This window comes from Paraburkholderia sp. MM5482-R2 (assembly GCF_050436125.1).
In the GTDB taxonomy this organism is placed as follows: domain Bacteria; phylum Pseudomonadota; class Gammaproteobacteria; order Burkholderiales; family Burkholderiaceae; genus Paraburkholderia; species Paraburkholderia tuberum.
In genome coordinates this window covers 2,620,533-2,643,536 of sequence record NZ_JBNDLP010000003.1, presented here as the reverse complement: position 1 = coordinate 2,643,536, position 23,004 = coordinate 2,620,533, and the positions used below count along the sequence as shown (strand labels likewise).

The window sequence follows — 23,004 nt, the reverse complement described above, 5'->3', positions numbered from 1 at the left end:
GATGCGTGGCCATTGACGTTCTTGCGTGCCGCCAGCGCGTATTCTTCGAGAAGACGAATGGAAACCCCAGGCCGTGGCCGTGGACGTTCGGTCGAAGTCGATTTTTTTCGCGGTATCGTGCTGATCGTCATCGTGCTCGATCACATTCCCGGCAGCACGCTATCGCATCTGATGCTGCACGCGTACGCGTTGTGCGATTCGGCCGAGGTGTTCGTGTTTCTCGGCGGCTATGCATCGGCGGCGGCGTATACGGCGGTGCTTGCGCATCGCGGCGAACACGCGGCGCAGCTGCGCTTCCTCAAACGCTGCGGGGAGATCTATCGCGCGTATCTGTTGACGGCGGTGCTGACGCTCGTGTCCGGCGCGATTCTCGCGCTGCTCGATCTGAATCGGCCGATGGTAGAAATGACCGGCTGGCCGCCGTTCGCGTTGCAGCCATGGCGTCAAGCATTCGATATCGCGCTGTTGCGCCGGCAACCGTATCTGTCCAGCGTGCTGCCGATGTACGTGCTGTTCGCGCTATGCGTGCCCGTGATGGTGCCGCTCGCGCGCCGCTCTGCATCGCTCGCGCTCGCGGTGAGCGTCGCGGTGTGGGCCGTCGCGCGGCCGCTCGCCGCGTTATTCAGCATTGACGCTGTCGCCGACTGGGCTTTTAATCCGTTTGCGTGGCAACTGATGTTCATGCTTGGTATGCTGTGCCGCGTGCAGCCGATCAGCGAACGTTTTCATGCGAGCTATACCGCGCAGTGGCTCACGCGCGTCGCGGTGGTCGCGGTGCTTGGCTTCGCGATGGTCAAACTTTTCGTGCTGACGCAGCCTTTGTCCGGCACGCACAAGCAGAATCTTTCAGTGGAACGTGTGATCAATTTCATCGTCATCGCGTGGCTCGCCGCCCAGTTCGTGCGGATGGGCAGTATCGCGTGGCTAGCGAGGCGGCTGCCCGCCGTCGTGACGGTGGGGCGCACCGGACTCGTGTGCTTCGTGACCGGCACGCTGGTGTCGTTGATCATCGACACGGCGACACCGCACACGTTTCACGGTTTTCGCGCGGTGCTGGTCGGGCTCGGCGGCGACCTCGCGGCGATCGGCGCGCTGCTGATGATCGCGCGCGGCTGGAGCGGCTGGAAAGGGCAGCAGTCGGGCGCACAGGCGAATGGCGCGGGTTGCGGATGACACGACGCGAGCGCCGCGTGCGCATCACGACCACGATGCGCACGACGCGCAAGCTCGTTGGACTCGCAACCGTGATGAGCGTCGTCGTGCTCGCGTGGCTCGCGATGCATCGCACGGCCGCGCAGGCCAAAGAGACGCCGTTCGCGATGCACTGCGCGGAGTTCGCGGGCGCGGTGCTGTCGCCCGAATTGATCGAGATGCCGACGGCCGGCGCGCTGATCGAAAGCGCGGCGATGATCGGCGCGACCGCGCCGGGCAATCAGCAAGGCGGCGAGTATTGCCGCATCACGGGCCGCATCAAGGCGCTGAATCGGACAACGCCCGACATCCGCTTCGATCTGAATCTGCCGAGTCGCTGGAATGGCCGTGCGTTGCAGATCGGCGGCGGCGGGTACAACGGCGTGGTTGTCAGCGGCACCGGCGTGATGCCGTTCTCGCCGGATCGCACGCCGCTCGCGCAAGGCTACGCGACGTTCGGTGACGACTCGGGGCATGTCGGCGATTCGTCGCTCGCGGCGTTTGGTCTCGTCGATGAAGCGGTGACGAACTTCGGCTATGCGCATCTGAAGAAAACCCATGACGTCGCGCTCGCGTTGATCGCGCACGCGTACGGCAGGCCGCCGCAGCGCATGTATTTTGCCGGCGGCTCGACGGGGGGCCGCGAAGGCTACACGGTGATGCAGCGCTTCCCCGACGACTACGACGGCGTGATCGCCAATGCGCCCGCGCTGAATTTTTCCGGCGTGCGGCTGATCGGCGTGAAGCTCGGCCAGGCCGAGTACGGTACGCCGGGCGGCTTCGTGCCGCCGACGCTGCTCGAACGCGTCTATCAACGCACGCTCGAGGTATGCGACCGGCTCGACGGCATGTCGGACGGCATCGTCAGCGACGTCGAAGCATGTCGCGCCCACGAAGCGCAAATTGTCGATTCGCTGCGTTGCGCGCTGCGCCTTTCATCTGACGATGCGTGTCTGACCGACGCGCAACTGGCCACCTTGCTGGCGATGCGCGACGGGCTGTCGCTGCCGTATCGGCTCGCGTGGGAGGTGAGCGGCTATCGCGGCTACAACGTGTTCCAGGGCACGCAGCTGACCGGCGCGCTCGGGCTCGCGCATCAGCCGCGGCGTCAACCGGTGCCGACGTTCTATGCGAACGGCTATCTGTTCGCGCAAGGCGACGGCTATCTGCGCTACTTCGTCGCGCGCGACGCGGACTTCGATTCGTTGACGTTCGATCCGCAACGCCCCGGCAAATATCGCGCGCAACTGATCGCGCTGTCGGGCACGATCGGCGCGATGAACCCCGACCTGTCGCGTTACATCGCGCACGGCGGCAAGCTGATCACGCTGCAGGGTCTCGCCGACGAAGTGATCAGCCCGAACCAGACGATCGCATATCACGACGCGCTAGTCGCGCGTTTCGGCAAGGACGAGGTCGATCGCTTCATGCGGCTGTACATGGTGCCGGGGTTTCAGCATGGCAACGGCGTGTTCATTCCATCGGTCGATCTGCTCGGCGCGCTCGACGCGTGGGTCACGCGCGGCATCGCGCCCGAAACGCTGATGGCCACAGATCTCGCCGCGGCGACGAATGGACGCTCGCGGCCGCTGTGCCGCTATCCCGGGTTTCCGCGCTATCTCGGCCGAGGCAATGTAAATCTGGCGAGTAGTTTTGTCTGTGCGCAGCCCTGAGGTCTGAGTCGTCGCAGCGCCTGTTTGACCGGCGAGCCGCGCAACAAAGCGTGCGGACCGAGCCGGGGCCCACGCCCGACGAGCCGACAGCCCGAGCGCCAGCGCCTTTTCGCGCACGTAGCGCCGCAACCGCACGATCTGTTCGTCCGCTCGCGTGCGCTGCACGCTTTCGCACTTTCCATTACATTGCGGATGCGGCGCGTTCCTTCGCGCCGTTTCCTGTCATTCAACAGCGGTGTCGGCCATCATCGAGTCCATGCAGCCAATCGTTTCGGTCACGAATCTGTCGAAAACCTATGCCAGCGGTTTTCAGGCACTGAAGAACATCAATCTGGCGATCCACCGTGGAGAAATCTTCGCGCTGCTCGGGCCGAACGGCGCGGGCAAGACCACGCTGATCAGCATCGTCTGCGGCATCGTCAACGCGAGCGAAGGCGGCGTGACGGTGGACGGCCACGACATCGGCTCCAACTATCGCGCGGCCCGCTCGCTGATCGGCCTCGTGCCGCAGGAGTTGACCACGGACGCGTTCGAAACCGTCTGGGCCACCGTGTCGTTCAGCCGCGGCCTGTTCGGCAAGCCGAAGAACCCCGCTTACATCGAGAAAGTGCTGCGCGACCTGTCGCTATGGGAGAAGCGCGACAACAAGATCATCACGCTGTCGGGCGGCATGAAGCGGCGCGTGTTGATCGCGAAGGCGCTGTCGCACGAGCCGCGCGTGCTGTTTCTCGACGAGCCGACCGCCGGCGTCGACGTCGAGCTGCGGCGCGACATGTGGAAGCTCGTGCGCTCGCTCGCGGCGAGCGGCGTGACGATCATCCTGACCACGCATTACATCGACGAAGCCGAGGAGATGGCCGACCGCATCGGCGTGATCAACGCGGGCGAAATCATGCTGGTCGAAGAGAAGACCGAGCTGATGCGCAAGCTCGGCACGAAGCAGTTGACGCTGCAACTGGAGAGCCCCCTCGACACGGTGCCGGCTTCGCTCGCCGGCTACGGGCTCGCGGTCGCGAACGGCGGCAACGAACTGACCTACACCTATGAAGGCGAGGGCGGGCGCACCGACATCATCGCGCTGCTGAAATCGCTCGACGACGCCGGTATCCGCTTCAAGGACCTGCACACCACGCAGAGTTCGCTCGAAGACATTTTCGTCAGTCTGCTGCGGGGGAACCCATGAACATCTACGCAATGCGCGCGATCTACAAGTTCGAAATGGCGCGCACGTGGCGCACGCTGATGCAAAGCATCATCGCGCCGGTGATTTCCACGTCGCTGTACTTCGTCGTGTTCGGCTCGGCGATCGGCTCGCGTATCAAGGAAGTGGAGGGCATCAGCTACGGCGCGTTCATCGTGCCGGGTCTGATCATGTTGTCGCTGCTGTCGCAAAGCATCGCGAACGCGTCGTTCGGGATTTACTTCCCGCGTTTCACGGGCACGATCTACGAGCTGCTGTCGGCGCCCGTATCGTATCTGGAGATCGTCGTCAGCTATGTGGGCGCGGCGGCCACCAAGTCGATCCTGCTCGGGCTCATCATTCTCGCGACCGCCGCGCTGTTCGTGCCGTTGCAGATCATGCATCCATTCTGGATGGTGCTGTTTCTCGTGCTGACGGCCGTCACGTTCAGTCTGCTCGGCTTCATCATCGGCATCTGGGCGGACAGCTTCGAGAAGCTGCAACTGGTGCCGCTCCTGATCGTCACGCCGCTCACGTTTCTCGGCGGCGCCTTCTATTCGGTGGACATGCTGCCGCCGTTCTGGCACGCCGTCACGCTGTTCAATCCGATCGTTTATCTGGTCAGCGGATTTCGCTGGAGCTTCTACGAGTTGGGCGACGTCGGCGTCGGCCTGAGTCTCGGCATGACACTGCTGTTCCTCGCGGTGTTCCTCGTGATCGTCGGCTGGATCTTCAGGACCGGCTATCGCTTGAAAAGCTGATAAGACCGCGCGATTAGCAGAGGGCGCGACAGCGAAAAGCCGTCGCGCCCTCTTCATCGATACGCGCAGACGCCGACTACAACTACAACAGATACGCCTGCGCGACATTGATCAACTGCACGCGGTTGCGCACGTTGAACAGCTGCCGCAAGCGCCGCAGATGATAGTCGACGTTATGCGGCGACAGCCCGAGGAAATACGCGATTTCCTTGTCGCGCTGCCCCTGCACGACCGCCTTCAGCACCGCGTGCTGCAGCTTGCTCAGCGCGACGCGCTGCTGCTGCGCGGGCGCGATGCCGATCACGCTTTTCGCGTGCATCCAGATGAACTCATGAATCGAGTGCGCGAACATCAGCGTTTCCGCGACGATCGATTCGGTCATCCAGCGCGGGTTGCCGATCTCCGAATTGAAGCACAGGCTCGCGCTCAGCTCCGGCTCCGGCAGCGGCATCTGCGTGAGAATGCCGCTCTTGCGGCCGGTCGCCTCCAGCATGTCGATCAGCGCGCCGAGCCGCTCGCTGCGCAGCTGCGCGCGCGGCAGATCGGCGCGCAGGTCGGCGGTATTCCACAGAAATGGCATGCCGGTCGGCGACGCGAGCGCGACGCGCGGATCGAGCTCGAAATAGCGCTCGCGGAAATAGCGCGTGAGCCATGCCTGCGACTCGTAGCTCGTCAACACGAACATCGTCTTGTGATGCGAAGACGTGCGCGTGGCGGTATAGCTGAACGAGTCGAAGCCCAATTGCCTGATGCGCCGACGCACGAACTCCATGCGGTCCTGCGCGCTGCCGAACCGTCCGAGCGGACCGATCAGCGGCGCGGCCCGCCGCGCCGCGGGCGACGGCGTGCCGATTTCTTCCTCGGTGAACAGAGTCAGAAAGCCACTGCGACCCGCACCATTCGCGGCGCGGGGAGACATCTTCACTGCTTCAGCCGCGTGGGCTGATTGCGCGGCGTGCCGCGCGCCGGCCGGGTAAGCCGGTTGGGCGGATGCCGCTCTCGGGTGTGCTGCCGACGCGTGCCCGGCTTCGCCTTGCGGCGAGCCGGTCAGCCATTGCGGCAGCGTATCGCATTCATGTTCCATGAAACGGTAGCTCCGGCGTTCTAAACGCGTGAAAGACGACAACCTCAATGATTAGCGATTTCGTGAAATGTCGGTAGCCGGTTCCTTGCTATCATTTTTGTGATCTTGCGCTGACAGTGGACCGGCAATACGGTACGGCGGCGTTTCTCCTTCCATACGGCACCTCCTTCGAGGGGATGTGATGGCACGAATTCCCAAGCTCACGACGACGCTCGCCTACGACCGCTACATGGCCGGCCAGCGACTCGTGTCGAGCGTGGATCGCGAGTGGCGGCATCTGGTGCTGCGCTCGTATCTCGAGCCGGTGCGGCAAGACCTGCTCGAAGCGCCCGGTTTGCGCGACTTCACGCTGATGACGCTCGCGAGCGGCGCCGAGCATCTCGAACGCAACCTCGGCGGAGCTTGGGAAAGCGCCGATATGCGCGTGAACGACCTGTGGTTCGTGCCGCCCACGCCGATCTCGTGGCGCTGGCATTCGATCAGCGACGAGCCGTTGTCTACGTTGCACGTGCACATCGAGCGCGATTTGATCGACAGCGTCGCGCAACAGATGGGGCTCGACGCGTCGCGTGAACTGTCGCTCGGCGACGCGATGCGCTTCAACGATCCGCTGATCGCCGCGATGCTTGCCGCGCTGCATCGCGCCGCCCGCGATCCGGCCGATTCGCGTCTGTATGTCGATACGCTGGCTCACGCGCTCGCCGCGCATCTGTTGCAGCACTATTCGAGCGGCAACGACGCGCGGCGCGGCGGCGCGACGCGGCCCGAACGGCTGGTGCCGCGCCGGATTCGCCGAGTGACCGAGTACATCCGCACCAATCTCGCCGAAGATCTGGCGATCGCCGAACTGGCCGAGCAGGCCGGCCTAAGCAGTTTTCATTTTGCCCGGGTGTTTCGCCGCGAGACCGGGGAGACGCCGCATCAGTTCGTGACGCGCTTGCGGCTCGAGGAAGCGGCGAGGCTGCTGCGCGCCACGGATCGAACCGTGCTGCAAATCGCGCTCGAAGTTGGCTTCGAGAATGCCAGTCATTTCTCCGTGCAGTTCAAGCGTGGCTATGGTGCGACGCCGCTCGCCTACCGGCTGCGCGCTTGAGATGCACGCCGGCTGATGCTTGCCTGCGCACGCCGTAACGGCTCGCCTTTCTACAGTCGGAATCACGCACTTGCGCAGTGTGCTTTGCATTGCGCGGCTTGCAAACTACGAACTTTCGTGGCGGCGCGCGGTGCAAACTGGCATGGCACGTGGAGCAAGGCTTCGCGGTTCGGCCGGCCGCCCGCGACCAGGCGTGGTCTAACTGGACTGACCGCGGCGCCGACAACTGTATCTGTCGAAACCTTGCATCGGACGACAGAATCGAACCGCTTTTGAACCCCACATACCGGATAACGCGCCATGACCCGACTCAAGATGACCGCCTGCGGCCACGCCTTCATCGCCGAAACCCATCCCGATGCGCCGCAGACCGTGGCCGCCTTCCTGAAGCTGCTGCCGTACCGGCAGAAGCTGATCCATGTGCGCTGGAGCGGTGAGGGCTGCTGGGTGCCGCTCGGCGAATTCAAGCTCGAGAACGACGGCGTCGCGGTCGGCTTCGAGAATCACACGAGCCATCCATCGGTCGGCGACATCCTGTTCTATCCGGGCGGCTATAGCGAGACCGAGATCATCCTCGCATATGGCTCATGCTGCTTCGCGAGCAAGATGGGGCAACTCGCGGGCAATCATTTTCTGACGATCGTCGAAGGCAAGGAAAAACTGCGCGAGCTCGGCACGAAGGTGCTGTGGGAAGGCGCGCAGGAGGTGGTGTTCGAGAGGCTTTGAGCGAGCCGCATTTCCTTGCTGGGCATACGCGATGCTTGTTTGAAGAGCCGCGTGCGGTCAGGTATCGATCCGGCACCGACCACGCACGTGAGGCACTCGACACCGCTGGCCCGCCCGGCGAGGAGGAGCAAATGCGAGGCATAAATGACAAGGTCCGCGCTGTAGTTTTTGCCATGTCGATCGTGGTGCTTTCGGCTTGCGGCGGGGGCGGTGACGGCAGCGGCGGGTCGAGTAGCGGCGGCAGCGCGGCGGCCGAGCCGGCTGGCGGCGTCAAGCTGCAGGTCGTGTCGTTCGGCGACAGCCTGTCGGACGTCGGGACTTATGCGCCGCTCGCGAGCGCGGTGGGAGGCGGGCGTTTCACGACCAACCCCGGCGAGGTGTGGTCCCAGCAGGTCGCGCAATACTACGGCGATACGCTCAGCGCCGCGTTCACGATCGATTTCACGCATAAGCTGAGTGCGCAGAGCGGCCTCGGTTACGCGGAAGGGGGCTCGACGGTGGCGACGCCGGCGAACCAGTACGACTATCTGAGCGACGTCATCGGCAACGTCGAAATGCCTGTCAATCAGCAACTGTCGAGCTATCTGAGCGCTCACGGCAGCTTCAACGCCAATCAGCTCGTGCTCGTGTGGGTGGGCGCGAACGATGTGCTCCGCGCCGGCAACCTGCCCGCCGCGGCGCCGATCGTGCAGGCGGCGGCCACGACGCTCGCCCAGCTCGTCGGGCAGATCGTGCAGAACGGCGGCGCGCATGTGGTGGTGATCAATCTGCCGAATATCGGGCTGTCGCCGAAGGGGCTCGCTTCGGCCGATGGTGGCGCGAACCTCACGCAGTTGTCGCAGCTTTTCAACGCTACGTTGAACGCCGCGTTGCAAACCGATGGGCTGCAGTCGAAGGTGATCGAGGTCGATTCGTACACGTGGACGAATCAGGTCATCGGAAGCTTTCAGGCGAACGGTTTTACCGTGTCGAATACGGGGCAGGCCTGCGATCCGAAGAAAACGCCCGATGACACCGCGCTGCTATGTTCGCCGGCGACCTATGTGAGCGCCAATGCGGATCAGACTTACATGTTCGCCGATGATTTGCATCCGACGACGCATATGCATGCGTTGTTTGCGCAGTTCGTCGAGCAGCAGATCGCGCATAGTGGGTTGGGGCGGTGAGGGGAGACTACGGCGGGGCGCGCTATCGGCACCCCGCCCCTGAACCAGGCCGGGGTGCGCACCCCATCAGGTCATCACTTGAACAACTTCATCGCCTGCGTCAGCGTATTGATCACCCCCCAGGCAAGCGGAATCATCACATACACCCAGAACACCGCGAGCATCACCTTGTTGGTCGGATGTACGGTTTGAACGGTCGACATACGGATCTCCTCACGCGCCCTTGGCGACTTGTGCATCGGTCATGTGGTGCTTCTCATCCACACGCTTGACCAGCAGGTTGCAGATAAAGCCGATCACGAGCAGCACGGCCATGATGTGCACGGTCATCGTGTACGCGTCCGCTTTGGCGACACCGTTCGCGACTTCATATGCGCGGATGTAATTGACGAGCACCGGACCCGCTACACCCGCTGCCGCCCACGCGGTCAGGAGCCGTCCATGAATGCCGCCGACGAACGCCGTACCGAACATGTCGGCGAGATAGGCCGGCACCGTCGCGAAGCCGCCGCCGTACATGGACAGGATGATGCAGTACGTCAGCACGAACAGCGCGATCTGTCCGTTCGCGGCAAAGCTGGGCACGAAGTAGTAGAGCACCGCGCCGAGCACGAAGAAGATGGCGTAGGTGTTCTTGCGACCGATCCAGTCCGATGCCGACGACCACACGAAACGTCCACCCATGTTGAACAGCGACAGCAATCCGACGAAGCCGGCCGCAGCCGACGCCGTCACGGTGTTCTTGAAGCTCTCCTGGATCATCACCGAGGCCTGGCCGAGAACGCCGATCCCGGCCGTCACGTTCAGGAACAGCACGAACCAGATCAGATAGAACTGCGGTGTTTTCAACGCCTGATCGATATGCACGTGGTTGCGCGAGATCAGCCGGTGCTGCGTGACTTCGGGCGGCGTCCAGCCGGCCGGCTTCCAGTCGGCGGGCGGCACGCGGATCGCGAGCGCGCCGACCGTCATCGAGATGAAGTAGACGATGCCGAGCACGACGAAGGTCTCCGCGACGCCCACGCTCGTTGCGCTATGAAAGTGGTTCATCAGCGCGACCGACAACGGCGCCGCGATCATCGCGCCGCCACCGAAGCCCATGATCGCCATGCCGGTCGCCATGCCGCGGCGGTCCGGGAACCAGCGGATCAGCGTCGACACCGGAGACACATAACCGAGCCCCAGCCCGATCCCGCCGATCACGCCGTAGCCGAGATATAGCAGCACGATCTGATGCAGATAGACGCCGAGCGCGGACACCAGGAACCCGCCGCCGAAACAGCATGCTGCCGTGAACATGGTGCGGCGCGGACCGACGTGTTCGAGCCATTTGCCCGCGAATGCCGCCGACAAACCGAGGAACACGATCGCGAGCGAAAAGATCCAGCCGAGCGCGGTCAGCGACCAGTCATCGGGCGCGGACTGCGTGATGCCGATCACTTTGGTCAGCGGTCCGTTGAATACCGAGAACGCATAGGCCTGACCGATGCACAGATGCACGGCGAGCGCCGCCGGGGGCACCATCCAGCGCGAAAAGCCGGGCTGTGCGACGGTGGCCTGTTTGGAAAAAAATGGGGCTGAGCCTCGTTGGCCGCCCGGCTCGCTGATGCTACTCATAAGTGGGTCTCCTTACAGTTGTTCTGTTTATCGGCGCTTCGTGCATATACCTTGAGGCGGCGGAGTGTAACTTGCGCACGCCGTCGCGTCATCGCTATATGTACTTTCATTTCATATGACCTGGATCCACGTACCCAAAATCGCGCCTGGCTCGACAATAGGACCTGGACGATGGCTTCGCAATATGAAGCACGCGGACATAAGGTGTGAACCTGGTGAACCGCGGGTATTCTTCACGCGATCGTGCAAATCGTGGGACGCTCCGAGCGGGTTGCTTCGTTCTTCCGACTAGAGCCACTATGCAAAGTCAGCAATAAAGGAGACGCGCACGACGCGCGGCACAAAACGAAACGGGCCGGCGCGGCTTCTTCGCCGCGCCGGCCCGTCGTGTATCGACGGCGAGTTCCGCCGGTGTCAATCGATCTTGCGCCCGGTCTTCATGCGTGCTGCAACGAGTACCGAGATCAGACAGCCGATCGCCAGATACGCGGCCACCGGATGCCACGAGCCGCCCGCGAAGCTGACCAGCGCGACCGCGATGAACGGCGTGAATCCGCCGCCGACCACGCTGGCCACCTGATAGCCGACACCCGCGCCGCTATAGCGGTACTCGGTGCCGAACAGCTCGGTGAACATCGGCTGCTGGACGCTGACGACCATGTCGTGCGCGATGTTGGCAAGCATCACCGCGAACACGACGATCCATACTGTCGAACGCGCTTCGAGCGCGAGGAAGAACGGCACCGCGCTGAACACGCCGACCAGCGCGCCGATCATATAGATGCGACGGCGGCCGAAGCGATCGGCGAGCCACGCGAAGCACGGAATCGTCACGCAGCTGAGCGCGCCGACGACGAAGCCGATCGTCAGGAAAAACTCGCGCGGCATGTGCAGGTTCGTGGTCGAGTAGCTCAGTGCGAACGCGGTCACGATGTACATCGTGAACAGCTCGGCGAGCCGCAGCGCGATGATCAGCAGGAAGGCTTTCGGATGGCGCAGCAGCGCTTCGACGATCGGCAGGCGCACACGGCGCTCGCCATGCTGGCCGACTTTCTCGACGAACTCCTGAGATTCCTCCATGCTCGAGCGGATCCAGAGCGCGATCAGCACCAGTACGACGCTGAACAGAAACGGCAGACGCCAGCCCCAGCTGAGGAACGCGGCGTTGTCCATCGAGCGGCTGATCAGCGCGACGAGTCCCGTCGACAGCACGAGCCCGACGCCGTAGCCGACCTGCACGCCGCTGCTGTAGAAGGCCTTCTTTTTCTCGGGCGCGCTTTCGACGGCCATCAACGCCGCGCCGCCCCATTCGCCGCCGACCGCAAAGCCCTGGATTGCGCGCAGCGTGACGAGCAGCACCGGCGCCAACCAGCCGATCGTCGAGAACGCCGGCAGCAGACCGATCGCGGCCGTCGACAGACCCATCATCATCACGGTGAGCACGAGCATGCGCTTGCGTCCGAGCCGGTCGCCGTAATGGCCGAACACGAAGCCGCCGAGCGGCCGGAACAGAAAGCCGACGCCGAAGGTCGCGAACGCGGCAAGCGTGCCCATCGCCGGGCCGACGTTCGGGAAGAACTCGGCGTTGAACACGAGCGCGGCGACGATGCCGTACAACAGGAAGTCGTACCAGTCGACCACGGCGCCGATAAAGCTGCCGAGCGCGGCCTTGCGAGCCCGACTGCGCGCATTGCGGTGATTGGCCACTGTGGCCTGCGGGTGGGTGGTGCTCATCGAGTCTCCTTCAATGTGATATGTGCTTTAATCGATCGCGCCGCCCGGGCAAGGCTTTCGACGCGATCGATCCGCGCAGGGAATGTCCGGAAGGTTAATGACGCGACCCGGAATTCACAATCCGCGTGATGGAGAAAATGCGCGATCATCGCTCGCGGCTGCGCGAATAGCGCGCGTTTTGCGTGTTTACACCGAGTGCCACGCAGAACCGTCGCGGGGAATGATGTGGGCGAACCCACGCAGCGCGCGGCGTGCTAACGTGAAAGTAATCTTAAAAACAACAGTCATTGATATACTACATACCGAATATTGAAAAATGCGGCGTTGCAGCATATGATTGAGGGATCAATCTTCTCAATCATCCGGAGTTACACGTGGAATTCGTGCCTCTTGCGCTGTTCGCCATGGCCGTCGTTGGATTGGGCTGTGCCGCCACCGTTCTGCTGACCGATTGGATTCCCGAATCGGTCGCTGCACCTGCATCGCAACATGGCCGCTTCGTGGGTCTGGGCGAGCAGCGCGGCAAAACGGCGGCGCCGAATCGCGCGCGTGTTCAAGCAGAGGCGATGAATGTCGTCAGAACTTCCAACTGAAACAGTGGCCACTCCGTTGACCCTGTCGTTGCAGCCAATCGGCGCGAGTGCGAGCTTGCGCGATCAGGCCTATGCGATGCTGCGTCAGGCAATCGCCGACGCGGATATCTACCAGAATCGCGAAGAAATCCGTCTCGACGAGCGCGTGCTCAGCGAATCGCTCGGCGTGAGCCGCACGCCGGTGCGCGAAGCGATGACGCTGCTCGAGCAGGAAGGCTTCCTGCGCATGGTGCCGCGGCGTGGCATCTACATCGTGCGCAAGAGCAAACGCGAAATCGTCGAGATGATCCAGATGTGGGCCGCGCTCGAAAGCATGGCCGCGCGGCTCGCCACGCTGCATGCGACCGACGAGGAAATCGGCCGCTTGCGCCATATGTTCGACAATTTCCGCGACACGACGCCGGCCGAGCATATCGCCGAGTATTCGGACGCGAACATCGCGTTTCATCAGGCGATCGTCGAGTTGTCGAAGTCGCAGATCATTCTCGACACGATCAAGAACATCTTCATCCACGTGCGCGCGATCCGGCGCATGACCATCTCGCAGAGCGACCGGGCCGCGCGCTCCATCGTCGATCATCTGCGCATCATCGAGGCGCTCGAAAAGCGCGATACCGAACTCGCCGAGCGGCTCACGCGCCAGCATTCGCTCGATCTCGCGGCGTTCGTCGAAGCCAATTGCGATTTCCTCGATTGATGGCGGCGTAGACGCTGCCTGGCTGCTGATTGCGAAAAGCCCGCGTGTGCAAGCACCGCGGGCTTTTTTGCGTGCGCGCACTTCGAGCGATCCGCAGGTCGCGCGGCGGCAAACAAAACGAGGTCGCCGCCGCGCTGCGGGATAAACCTTGCTTGACGGTCTTGAAAATATGGTATGTGATATATCAACAATGACCGGTTAACGCACGACCTGGTGTTTTCCCTTGAAATGACTGCCGCAGAGTCTTGGAGATTCGGCGCAAAGCTGCGGCAGACAAGCTCGAACAGCACAAACTTCGCGCCGTCTATGTCTCGAAATTGGCCTTGAAGGAATGTGATATATCACATACGGTATCTTCGAAGCCGTGAGACGTCGGTGCAACCGGACGTATATCGAAGCGGACGCGTCCGTCGATAACCGTTGCACATCCGATTGATGAGGAGATGACCATGTCTGCAGTTGTTTCATCCCTGAGTCCGGCCACGGCCACCACGACCGCCGACGACACGCTCAAGCAGAAGACCCGCGACGCGGGCGTCGTGTCGGGCGGCCATCTGGTCGCAAAGGCGCTGAAAAACGAGGGGGTCGACACGATCTTCACGCTGTGCGGCGGCCACATCATCGATATCTACGACGGCTGCGTCGACGAAGGCATCCGCATCATCGACGTGCGCCACGAGCAGGTCGCCGCACACGCGGCCGACGGCTACGCGCGCCAGACCGGCAAGCTCGGCTGCGTGGTGACGACCGCCGGCCCCGGCTGCACGAACGCCGTAACCGGCATCGCGACCGCGTTCCGCTCGGAAAGCCCGATCCTGCACATCGGCGGGCAGGGCGCGCTGACGCAGCACAAGATGGGCTCGCTGCAGGACCTGCCGCACGTCGACATCATGGCGCCGATCACGAAGTTCGCCGCGAGCGTGTCGAGCACCGAGCGCGTCGCGGACATGATCTCGATGGCCGCGCGCGAATGCTTCAACGGCGCGCCCGGTCCCGCCTACCTGGAAATTCCGCGCGACGTGCTCGACCGCGAAGTCGACGTGTCGCGCGCGATCGTGCCGCGGCCGGGCCGCTATCGCGCGTCGACGAAATCGATCGGTGACCCGCGCGACATCGAGAAACTGGCGGACATTCTCGTCGATGCGGAACGCCCCGCGATCCTGTACGGCCAGCAGGTGTGGACCGCGCGCGGTCACGAGGAAGCGATCGCGCTGCTGCGCGGCATCGAGATTCCCGGCTATTTCAATGGCGCGAGCCGCGGGCTACTGCCGCCGGGCGATCCGCATCATTTCGATCGCACGCGTTCGCAGGCGTTTGCGAATGCCGACGTGCTGATCGTGGTCGGCACGCCGTTCGATTTCCGCATGGGTTACGGCCGACGCATCAGCAAGGAATTGACGCTGGTGCAGATCGATATGGACTATCGAACCGTCGGCAAGAATCGCGATATCGATCTGGGTCTGGTCGGCGATCCGGGCGCGATCCTCGCCGCGGTGCTGCAGGCCGCGAGCGGTCGTATCAAGGACGACAAGCGTCAGGCGCGCCGCAAATGGATGGCGCAGTTGCGCGACGCCGAAGCGAGCGCAACCGAAAAACTGATGCCGCTGTTCCGCTCGAACAGCACGCCGATTCATCCGTATCGCGTCGCGTACGAACTCAACGAGTTCCTGTCCGACGACACCGTCTATATCGGCGACGGCGGCGACGTCGTGACGATCTCCGCGCAAGCGGTGCGCCCGCGCCGCCCCGGTCAGTGGATGGACCCCGGCGCGCTCGGCTCGCTCGGCGTCGGCACCGGCTTCGCGCTGGCGGCGAAGCTCGCGCATCCGCACAAGGAAGTGCTCTGCTATTACGGCGACGGCTCGTTCGGCATGACCGCGTTCGACATGGAAACCGCGAACCGCTTCGGCGCACCGTATCTCGCGGTGATCGGCAACAACTCGGCGATGAACCAGATCCGCTACGGCCAGCTTGCCAAATACGGCGAAGAACGCGGCAACGTCGGCAATCTGCTCGGCGACGTGCCGTTCAGCAAATTCGCCGAAATGCTCGGCGGCTATGGCGAGGAAGTGCGCGATCCCGCGCAGATCGCGAGCGCGCTACAGCGTGCGCGCGAAGCGATTCATCGCACCGGCCGCTCGGCGGTGGTCAACATCTGGGTCGACCCGCGCGAGTACGCACCGGGCACGAAGAACCAGACCATGTACAAATAACCCTCATCGTTCAGGAGATACGACATGGCCAAGGCACTCGACGGTGTGCGCATCCTCGATTTCACGCATGTGCAATCGGGGCCGACCTGTACGCAATTGCTCGCATGGTTCGGCGCGGACGTGATCAAGGTGGAACGGGCAGGCGCGGGCGACATCACGCGCGAGCAGCTGCGCGATATTCCCGACGTGGATAGCCTGTACTTCACGATGCTCAATCACAACAAGCGCTCGGTCACGATCGACACCAAGCATCCGGAAGGCAAGCAGGTGCTCGAAGCGCTGATCCAGAAATGCGACGTACTGGTCGAAAACTTCGCACCGGGCGCGCTCGACCGGATGGGCTTTACGTGGGAGCGGATTCAGGAATTGAATCCGCGCATGATCGTCGCCTCGGTGAAGGGCTTCGGTCCCGGTCCTTACGAGGACTGCAAAGTCTATGAAAACGTCGCGCAATGCGCGGGCGGCGCTGCGTCGACCACCGGCTTCGACGACGGCCCGCCGGTCGTGACCGGCGCGCAGATCGGCGACAGCGGCACGGGGCTGCATCTCGCGCTCGGCATCGTCACTGCGCTCTATCAACGCACGCATACCGGACGCGGCCAGCGCGTGCTCGCGGCCATGCAGGACGGCGTGCTCAATCTGTGCCGCGTCAAACTGCGAGACCAGCAGCGGCTCGACCGTACCGGCGTGATGAAGGAGTATCCGCAATATCCGAACGGCACGTTCGGCGAAGCGGTGCCGCGCGCGGGCAATGCGTCGGGCGGCGGCCAGCCGGGCTGGATTCTGAAATGCAAAGGGTGGGAGACCGACCCCAACGCCTATATCTACTTCATCACGCAGGCGCCCGTGTGGGCGAAGATCTGCAACGTGATCGGCAAGGAGGAGTGGGCCACGGACCCCGACTACGCGACGGCGCCCGCGCGCCTGCCGCGCTTGAAGGAGATCTTCGCCGAAATCGAACGCTGGACGATGACGAAGTCCAAGTTCGAGGCGATGCAGATCCTGAACGGATACGACATTCCGTGCGGCCCGATCCTGTCGATGAAGGAAATTGCCGAGGAGCCATCGCTGCGCAAAACCGGCACGATCGTCGAAGTCGATCATCCGAAGCGCGGCAAGTATCTGACAGTGGGCAATCCCATCAAGCTGTCCGACAGCCCGACCGACGTCGAACGCTCGCCGCTGCTTGGCGAACATACCGATGAAGTGATGGCCGAGCTCGGTTATTCGGCCGAGCAGATCACGGCGCTGCGCACGGCGGGCGCAATCTAGGAGCGAGGCATGCAGACGTGGATGCGGTTCATGTCGGGCGACGGCGGCATCGTGTTCGGCCGTGTCGAAGGCGCCTATCTGCACGAGTACGAAAGTCTCGCGCAGCCGGTGCCGACCGGCGCAGTACTGTCGCTGCGCGCATTGACGCCGTTGGCGCCGTGCTCGCCCGGCAAGATCGTCGCGCTGTGGAATAACTATCACGCGCTCGCGGCGAAGCTCGACAAACCCGTGCCCACGCATCCGCTGTTTCTGCTGAAGCCGGCGGCGTCGGTGGTCGGCGCGGGCGAGCCGATCCGCCGGCCGCGTCACTACGCGGGCAAGATCGTCTACGAAGGCGAACTCGGCATCGTGATCGGCCAGCGTTGCCGCGACGTGGATGCGCAACAGGCGGAGGCGGCGATCTTCGGCTACACGCTCGTCAACGACGTCACCGCCGCCGATCTGCTTAACGAGAATCCGCATTTTCCGCAGTGGTGTCGCGCGAAGAGCTTCGATACCTTCTGTTGCCTGGGTCCGGCCATCGTCTCCGGTTTCGACTGGCGGGCGGCGCGCCTCCTGACCACGCTCGACGGCGCCGAGCGTCAGAACTATCCGCTCGCCGATATGGTCTTTTCGCCGGCCGAGCAGGTGAGTCTGATATCGCAGGATCTGACGCTCGAACCCGGCGACGTGATTGCGTGCGGCACCTCGGTGGGCGTGGGGTCGATCAAGGACGGTGCAACGGTCTCGATCACGATCGATGGGATAGGCACGCTGACCAATACCTTGAGCGCGGCGCAGCGCGACGAGCCACCGCGATCGGGCGATACCGCGAACGTCGGTTGACGAGGGCCGGACCTCGCGGCTCTTGCCTTTTCATCGCATCACGGAGGATCACGCATGCCGCAAGCCTGTGGGAGTGCCGTGTGGATGGACCTGTTGTTGCTGCTCGCCGTGACTGTCGCCGCGGCGTTGATTGCGGTGCTGCTGGTGGCGTTGGCCGCGCTCTCGCGACGACAGTTCGGCCGACGTTCGGCGCAGCGGCATTCATGCGTGCGCGAACGCGATCTGACACGCAGGCCCCGGATGCTTGCATTGCTTGGCAGCGGGATCGGTTTGGCGGTCGCGTCGACAGGTTTTACGCGCTACCTGTTGGCAGCGGCGCGCGAGAACAGCGAACGCATCGAACTGTTTGCAGCCGTGTTGATCGGCGCGCTGCTCTTTGCGATCTCGGCGATTGCGTTCTGCAAGCTGCGCGGCGCATTGCAACTCGAGGCCGTCGCGCGGCCGGGACATCACGTCGTCAATCTGTTTGCGCTATTTTTGTGCGGATGGCTCGGTTACGGCTTCGTCACTGAACAGGCACAGCCATTCGGACTCGCGGCATTGCTCGCGACGGGGGGGCTGGCGTTGGCAATGGGCGTGCATCTGATGCTGAGCCGCGAGTACTCGGCCGATCCCGCTCACGCGGCGAATCGCGTCAGTTGCGCAGCGCGCATGTATGCCTTCGCCGCGCGTAGCGATGGCCTGGCGATCGGCAAGCCGGGCCTGCTCGCGAACATCGAGTGGCATGGCGGGGAAGAGCAGACGTGGGCGCTTCGCGATGTCACGCCGGCGATGATGCGCGTGAGCGCCTCTGCAGATAGTCGGGATGGGCGTGATGGTAGACGCGGCAACGGCCGCCAGCGCGACTATGCACGCCAATGCGCGCACGAGCGGCCGGTTCATTTCACTACACGGCGCTGATCAATGATGCATGCGCCGCCAGGAGACCTGATTGCCAATAGCGAAGACGGCGGGACGATGATCCCGCCGCCCGAGTCTTTTTCGATGCTTCTAGTCGCCCACGGTCGCGGCGAATTCGCTGTAGTACTGCGTCTTCCTATGCAGAATCAGTTGCGCGAGAAAGTCGGCATCGTACGCCCGATGCAGGTGGCTGTGATAGCGCTCGATATAAGCGGTGATTCGCGCCAACTCGCCATTGAACTCTTTCAGCATGTCGAGAGTCGCACGGTCCCAGCGAAACCGCAGCCCAAGATCGCTGAACGCGGCATTGTAGGCGCTCAGATGCGCATCGTCGGATTGGTCTTCGTGATCCGCCGCCGCTGTGCGAGCGTTGCGTGTACTGATACGGGATTCAACCGGAGCGTGGTTCATGATCGGCCTCCTCGGCTCGCAAGTGAAAGAACTCGCTTGCAGCATAGAAGTCGCGATCGATTTGCAATAGTTAAAGTTTTATTGGCTTTCCATAGCCTACGGCTTATGCACGCTCAGTTCCTTCACGCGGGTGATCTTTTCGATCAGATTGGCGCCTTCCTCCATCAGGAAGCGTTTGAAGGCGACGGCAACCGGTGGCAGACGCTTGTTCTTCCGATGCACGACATACCAATTGAGCATGACCGGAAAGGTTTCGACATCGAGCACGACCAGATGACCCAGTTGCAATTCGAGGCTGATCGTATGGGCGGACAGAAACGCGATGCCCATGCCGGCGATGACCGCCTGCTTGATCGTCTCGGTGCTCTTGATCTCCATCGCAATCTTCAGATTGGACAGCCGGCCGGCAAAACCTTCTTCCATCGAATTCCACGTGTCCGAGCCGCGTTCGCGCACGATGAACGCTTCGTTCGCGAGTTGACTGAAGCGGATATTGCGCTTGTGCGCAAGCGGATGAGTGGGCGCCGCGACGATCACGTACGGGTGCGGCGCGAACGGTTCATTGGTCGCGTCGGTTTCGTGCGGCGGACGCACCATGACCGCGAGGTCGGTCTGATTGGTCGCCAGTTGATGAAGCAGTTCTTCGCGGTTGTGTACCGCAAGATTGAGATCCACACCCGAATAGCGACGCGTGAATTCGGCGAGAAGGCGCGGAAAGAAATAGTCGCCCGCGCTAATCACCGCAACATTCAGTTTGCCGCCGGAGACGCCCTTCAACTGGCTCATCGCTTCGTCGACTTCATGGAACTGCTGCATGATCGCGCGGCTGTAGTGGAGCATTTCCGTGCCGGCCGGCGTCAGATAGATCTTCTTGCCGAGTTGCTCGAACAGAGGCAGCCCCGCATGTTCCTCGAGTTGCCGGACCTGGGTGGAAACGGCCGGCTGAGTCAGATGCAATTCCTCCGCGGCGCGGGAAAAACTCAGGTGGCGCGCTACCGTTTCAAAGACCTTCAGTTGCCGCAGAGTTGCATTGCGCATCGTCATGGTCGATGTATAAGGAAACGTGAATCAACATAATAACAAACTTTAATTATGAGTAATTCAGCAATGACCCTAGCATGAAACTTATAACAAGCCGAATAGCTGCTGTAATACGCGGGTTAACGCATAGATATGTGGTGTGGCGGACTCAATGGCGGGGGAATAACCTGTAATGCTTACCGGCTGAAGCGTGGTTCTGGTCGGAATAAAGCAAGAATTTTATAGAAGACGAGTTCGGGGATCTGCGGAAACAAAAAAGCGTCAATTGAGATTTTTCCCGAATAGGAAGTTCTCGGGCCATAACGATAAGGCGGGACACATCCAGCGCGGCGCGTCAGCCGGCTGCACTAAATAAATAGTGGAGACAAGGCTCATGAACGATATCACCCAGCAATCGACGACCCGTATGTCCTGGCGTAACCGATGGTGGCAACTCGTCATCGGCATGGTATGCATGGCGCTGGTGGCGAATCTGCAATATGCGTGGACGTTATTCGTGGCCCCTATGCATGCGCGGCATCACTGGAGCGAGGCGTCGATCCAGCTCGCGTTCTCGATCTTCATTCTGACCGAGACGTGGCTCGTGCCGTTCGAGGGCTGGCTCGTCGATCGATTCGGGCCGCGCCCGGTGGTGGCAGCCGGCGCGGTATGCGCGGGTTTGTCGTGGATTCTCAATTCGCATGCGACCACGCTCGGCATGTTGTATTTCGCCGCGGTGATTGGCGGGATAGGTGCGGGCGGTGTGTATGGAACATGCGTCGGCAACGCGCTCAAATGGTTTCCCGACCGGCGCGGTCTCGCAGCGGGTTTGACGGCCGCGGGCTTTGGCGCAGGCGCGGCGCTGACGGTGATTCCGATTGCGAACATGATTACGCGCCGCGGCTATGAAGAGACGTTCCTGTTCTTCGGCATCGTGCAAGGCGTCAGCATTCTGCTGCTCGCGATGCTCCTGACGCGGCCGATCTTGCGTCAGCCAGGGGTACGCAAGAGCCGCTTCGCGGTGTCGAAGGTCGATTTCACCTCGCGCCAGATGATCAGAACGCCAGTGTTCTGGGTGATCTACGCGTCGTTCGTCGCGGTCGCGGCGGGCGGCTTGATGGCGACCGCGCAGATCGGCCCGATCGCGAAAGACTGGGGCATAGCGCGCATTCCGATGACGGTCTTCGGCGCGACGTTGCCGCTGCTGACCCTCACGCTGTCGATCGACAATATCTTCAACGGCTTGACGCGTCCGCTGTGCGGCTTCATCTCCGACAAGATCGGCCGTGAAAACACGATGTTCGTGATCTTCATCGGCGAGGGGCTCGCGTTGCTCGGCATGATGCAGTTCGGCAGCAATCCGTATGCGTTCATGGTCTTTGCCGCGCTGATCTTCCTGTTCTGGGGCGAGATCTTCTCGATCTTCCCGGCGACTTGTGCCGATACGTTCGGCAGCAAGTACGCGGCCGCCAATGCCGGCACGTTGTACACCGCGAAGGGCACGGCGTCGTTGCTGGTGCCGATCGCGTCCATACTCGCGGCGACGGGCGGCTGGAGCCTTGTCTTCGTCTTTGCCGCCGTCATCACGATCGCAGCCGGCATTTGCGCGAAGTTCATCCTCGAGCCGATGCGCGCGCGGTGGATCGAATCGCACAACGAACCTCAGGGCGCGCTGGCCGTCGCGGGTCATGGCAATGGCAATGGCAATGCGTCGCGAATGAGTCACTGGCCCGGACAGTCTGGCGAATAACGTGAGCGTCGCGCGCCCGGAACCGATGCCATGAATGTTTCGCTGCAGCAACTCAAGGTATTCGTCGCGGTCGCGCGCGAGCGCAGTTTCACGCGCGCGGCGCGCGAGTTCGATCTGACGCAGTCGGCCGTGAGCCGTTGCGTGCGTGAACTGGAAGACGCGGTCGAATTGAAGCTGTTCGATCGCACGACACGCCAGGTCGAACTGACGAATGCGGGTGCGAGTCTCGAGAGAAGAATTGGCCGGCTGCTCGACGAAATCGAATTGACGCTGCTCGAAGAGCGCGATGCTTACGAGGGACACACGGGCGTCGTCTTATTCGCGAGTAATCCGGTGTTGTCATCGGGCTGGGTGCCGCAGGCTTTGGCGCAGTGCGCGTCGGTTTTTCCCGAGCTGGTCGTATCGGTCAAGGATCAGCCTCAAGGCAGCGTACTGGCCAGTGTCGAGCAGGGCGAGGTGGATTTCGGCGCGGTCTGTGTGACTGCACCTGTCGATAGTCCTCTACTGCACGCGCAGGTACTTTTCACTACGCCACTGCATGCGGTGCTTCCATCCGCGCATCCGCTAGCGCGGCAAGACAGCATTGGATGGCACGCGTTGCGCGAATGTCCGCTGATAACGCTGAATGCCGATACTGGCGTGCGTGCCGCGCTCGCACCGGTACTCGCCGCGAACGGATCGAAGCGCCGGCCGTTGCAGGAACTCGGACACGTCGCGGCCGTAGCGCGCATGGTCGAATTGGGACTGGGTGTCGGCGTATTGCCTGTCGATGCGCATTGGCCTTCGCCGGGCGCTTCGTTGGTGAGTCGTCCGCTGGTCCCCGAAACGGCATTGACGACGGTACTCGTGCACCGCAGAAATCGCTCGCTTCGTCCCAATGCGGCTGCTGCGTGGGCGCAGTTCGTTGCGTCGACGACTGATCATTCGCCGATCGCGAACGAAGCGCCTGCCGCAGCCGCGACGCCAAGCTTCAACTGGCGGTCCGTGCGGCAAAGCCTGTTGCCGGTCCCTTAGACAGGGGCCGACCAAAAAGCTTGCGCGACGCGCGGCATTCGATCGATGCGCCGTCAGTCAACCACATAACGTCCTACTCAAGGA

Annotated in this window: 21 protein-coding genes; 15 read left to right on the top strand and 6 right to left on the bottom strand. The window is 62.7% G+C overall.

All coding sequences use genetic code 11. From position 1 onward, the window contains the following. The first annotated feature begins 57 nt into the window (after nt 1-57). The 4 genes from OKW37_RS34110 to OKW37_RS34095 all read left to right on the top strand — a co-directional run bounded on the left by OKW37_RS34110 (nt 58) and on the right by OKW37_RS34095 (nt 4,805). A complete protein-coding gene (locus tag OKW37_RS34110) occupies nt 58-1,173 on the top strand; it encodes an OpgC domain-containing protein (protein ID WP_429403567.1) in 1,116 nt (371 codons plus the stop codon). Further along, nucleotides 1,170-2,864 carry a tannase/feruloyl esterase family alpha/beta hydrolase gene (locus OKW37_RS34105; protein ID WP_429403566.1) on the top strand — a complete coding sequence of 565 codons (1,695 nt, stop codon included), beginning with the start codon at nt 1,170-1,172 and terminating at the stop codon, nt 2,862-2,864. The genes OKW37_RS34110 and OKW37_RS34105 overlap by 4 nt, the downstream gene beginning before the upstream one ends. A 256-nt stretch (nt 2,865-3,120) precedes the next feature. Next, the gene (locus OKW37_RS34100) at nt 3,121-4,047 is read left to right on the top strand and encodes an ABC transporter ATP-binding protein (RefSeq protein ID WP_090810431.1); all 927 of its coding nucleotides are present in this window, start codon (nt 3,121-3,123) and stop codon (nt 4,045-4,047) included. Beyond that, the gene (locus OKW37_RS34095) at nt 4,044-4,805 is read left to right on the top strand and encodes an ABC transporter permease (RefSeq protein ID WP_187613587.1); all 762 of its coding nucleotides are present in this window, start codon (nt 4,044-4,046) and stop codon (nt 4,803-4,805) included. Before OKW37_RS34100 ends, OKW37_RS34095 begins: the two co-directional genes overlap by 4 nt. Nucleotides 4,806-4,887: 82 nt before the next feature. Here OKW37_RS34095 and OKW37_RS34090 read toward each other — a convergent pair whose 3' ends face one another. Continuing rightward, nucleotides 4,888-5,889 (bottom strand): helix-turn-helix transcriptional regulator, encoded by a 1,002-nt coding sequence (locus tag OKW37_RS34090; protein ID WP_187613588.1) that lies wholly within the window; start codon nt 5,887-5,889, stop codon nt 4,888-4,890. A 181-nt stretch (nt 5,890-6,070) separates the two neighbouring features. On the opposite strand from OKW37_RS34090, the gene OKW37_RS34085 reads away from it, so the two are divergent. The 3 genes from OKW37_RS34085 (at nt 6,071) to OKW37_RS34075 (ending at nt 8,874) form a co-directional block, all read left to right on the top strand. Then, nucleotides 6,071-6,982: an AraC family transcriptional regulator gene (locus OKW37_RS34085; protein ID WP_184037292.1), complete on the top strand. Its 912-nt coding sequence runs from the start codon at nt 6,071-6,073 to the stop codon at nt 6,980-6,982. 300 nt (nt 6,983-7,282) lie between these two features. After that, a complete protein-coding gene (locus OKW37_RS34080; protein WP_018424716.1) occupies nt 7,283-7,708 on the top strand; it encodes a DUF3830 family protein in 426 nt (141 codons plus the stop codon). A gap of 131 nt (nt 7,709-7,839) precedes the next feature. Next, nucleotides 7,840-8,874 (top strand): SGNH/GDSL hydrolase family protein, encoded by a 1,035-nt coding sequence (locus OKW37_RS34075; protein WP_184060485.1) that lies wholly within the window; start codon nt 7,840-7,842, stop codon nt 8,872-8,874. A 74-nt stretch (nt 8,875-8,948) separates the two neighbouring features. On the opposite strand, the gene OKW37_RS34070 is transcribed toward OKW37_RS34075, so the two are convergent. The 3 genes from OKW37_RS34070 to shiA all read right to left on the bottom strand — a co-directional run bounded on the left by OKW37_RS34070 (nt 8,949) and on the right by shiA (nt 12,225). After that, a complete protein-coding gene (locus OKW37_RS34070) occupies nt 8,949-9,077 on the bottom strand; it encodes an MFS transporter small subunit (RefSeq protein ID WP_090809263.1) in 129 nt (42 codons plus the stop codon). A gap of 10 nt (nt 9,078-9,087) precedes the next feature. Then, entirely contained in the window at nt 9,088-10,491 is a 1,404-nt protein-coding gene (locus tag OKW37_RS34065) for an L-lactate MFS transporter (protein WP_187613591.1), read from the bottom strand. A 414-nt stretch (nt 10,492-10,905) separates the two neighbouring features. After that, a complete protein-coding gene (shiA, locus tag OKW37_RS34060; RefSeq protein WP_429403565.1) occupies nt 10,906-12,225 on the bottom strand; it encodes a shikimate transporter in 1,320 nt (439 codons plus the stop codon). A gap of 374 nt (nt 12,226-12,599) precedes the next feature. Here shiA and OKW37_RS34055 point away from each other — a divergent pair, with 374 nt between their 5' ends. The 6 genes from OKW37_RS34055 to OKW37_RS34030 all read left to right on the top strand — a co-directional run bounded on the left by OKW37_RS34055 (nt 12,600) and on the right by OKW37_RS34030 (nt 18,725). Then, nucleotides 12,600-12,818: a hypothetical protein gene (locus tag OKW37_RS34055; protein WP_184010619.1), complete on the top strand. Its 219-nt coding sequence runs from the start codon at nt 12,600-12,602 to the stop codon at nt 12,816-12,818. After that, entirely contained in the window at nt 12,796-13,515 is a 720-nt protein-coding gene (locus tag OKW37_RS34050) for a GntR family transcriptional regulator (protein ID WP_013091210.1), read from the top strand. The genes OKW37_RS34055 and OKW37_RS34050 overlap by 23 nt, the downstream gene beginning before the upstream one ends. Before the next feature lie 449 nt (nt 13,516-13,964). Continuing rightward, nucleotides 13,965-15,728: a thiamine pyrophosphate-binding protein gene (locus tag OKW37_RS34045; RefSeq protein ID WP_429292371.1), complete on the top strand. Its 1,764-nt coding sequence runs from the start codon at nt 13,965-13,967 to the stop codon at nt 15,726-15,728. A 24-nt stretch (nt 15,729-15,752) separates the two neighbouring features. Further along, nucleotides 15,753-17,000, top strand: coding sequence for a formyl-CoA transferase (gene frc / locus OKW37_RS34040; RefSeq protein ID WP_429403564.1), 1,248 nt, complete (start codon nt 15,753-15,755; stop codon nt 16,998-17,000). 9 nt (nt 17,001-17,009) lie between these two features. Continuing rightward, entirely contained in the window at nt 17,010-17,825 is an 816-nt protein-coding gene (locus OKW37_RS34035; RefSeq protein ID WP_429403563.1) for a fumarylacetoacetate hydrolase family protein, read from the top strand. A gap of 54 nt (nt 17,826-17,879) precedes the next feature. After that, nucleotides 17,880-18,725: an NAD(P)(+) transhydrogenase (Re/Si-specific) subunit beta gene (locus OKW37_RS34030; RefSeq protein WP_429403562.1), complete on the top strand. Its 846-nt coding sequence runs from the start codon at nt 17,880-17,882 to the stop codon at nt 18,723-18,725. A 90-nt stretch (nt 18,726-18,815) separates the two neighbouring features. On the opposite strand, the gene OKW37_RS34025 is transcribed toward OKW37_RS34030, so the two are convergent. Beyond that, nucleotides 18,816-19,136: a hypothetical protein gene (locus OKW37_RS34025; RefSeq protein ID WP_184053738.1), complete on the bottom strand. Its 321-nt coding sequence runs from the start codon at nt 19,134-19,136 to the stop codon at nt 18,816-18,818. A gap of 96 nt (nt 19,137-19,232) precedes the next feature. Continuing rightward, complete coding sequence (locus OKW37_RS34020) at nt 19,233-20,180, bottom strand: LysR family transcriptional regulator (protein WP_018424728.1); 948 nt, start codon at nt 20,178-20,180, stop codon at nt 19,233-19,235. 370 nt (nt 20,181-20,550) lie between these two features. Here OKW37_RS34020 and oxlT point away from each other — a divergent pair, with 370 nt between their 5' ends. Both oxlT and OKW37_RS34010 read left to right on the top strand, forming a co-directional pair. Continuing rightward, nucleotides 20,551-21,906 carry an oxalate/formate MFS antiporter gene (oxlT, locus tag OKW37_RS34015; protein ID WP_429403560.1) on the top strand — a complete coding sequence of 452 codons (1,356 nt, stop codon included), beginning with the start codon at nt 20,551-20,553 and terminating at the stop codon, nt 21,904-21,906. Between the two features lie 30 nt (nt 21,907-21,936). Then, nucleotides 21,937-22,920 carry a LysR family transcriptional regulator gene (locus OKW37_RS34010; RefSeq protein WP_429403559.1) on the top strand — a complete coding sequence of 328 codons (984 nt, stop codon included), beginning with the start codon at nt 21,937-21,939 and terminating at the stop codon, nt 22,918-22,920. Nucleotides 22,921-23,004 lie beyond the last annotated feature (84 nt).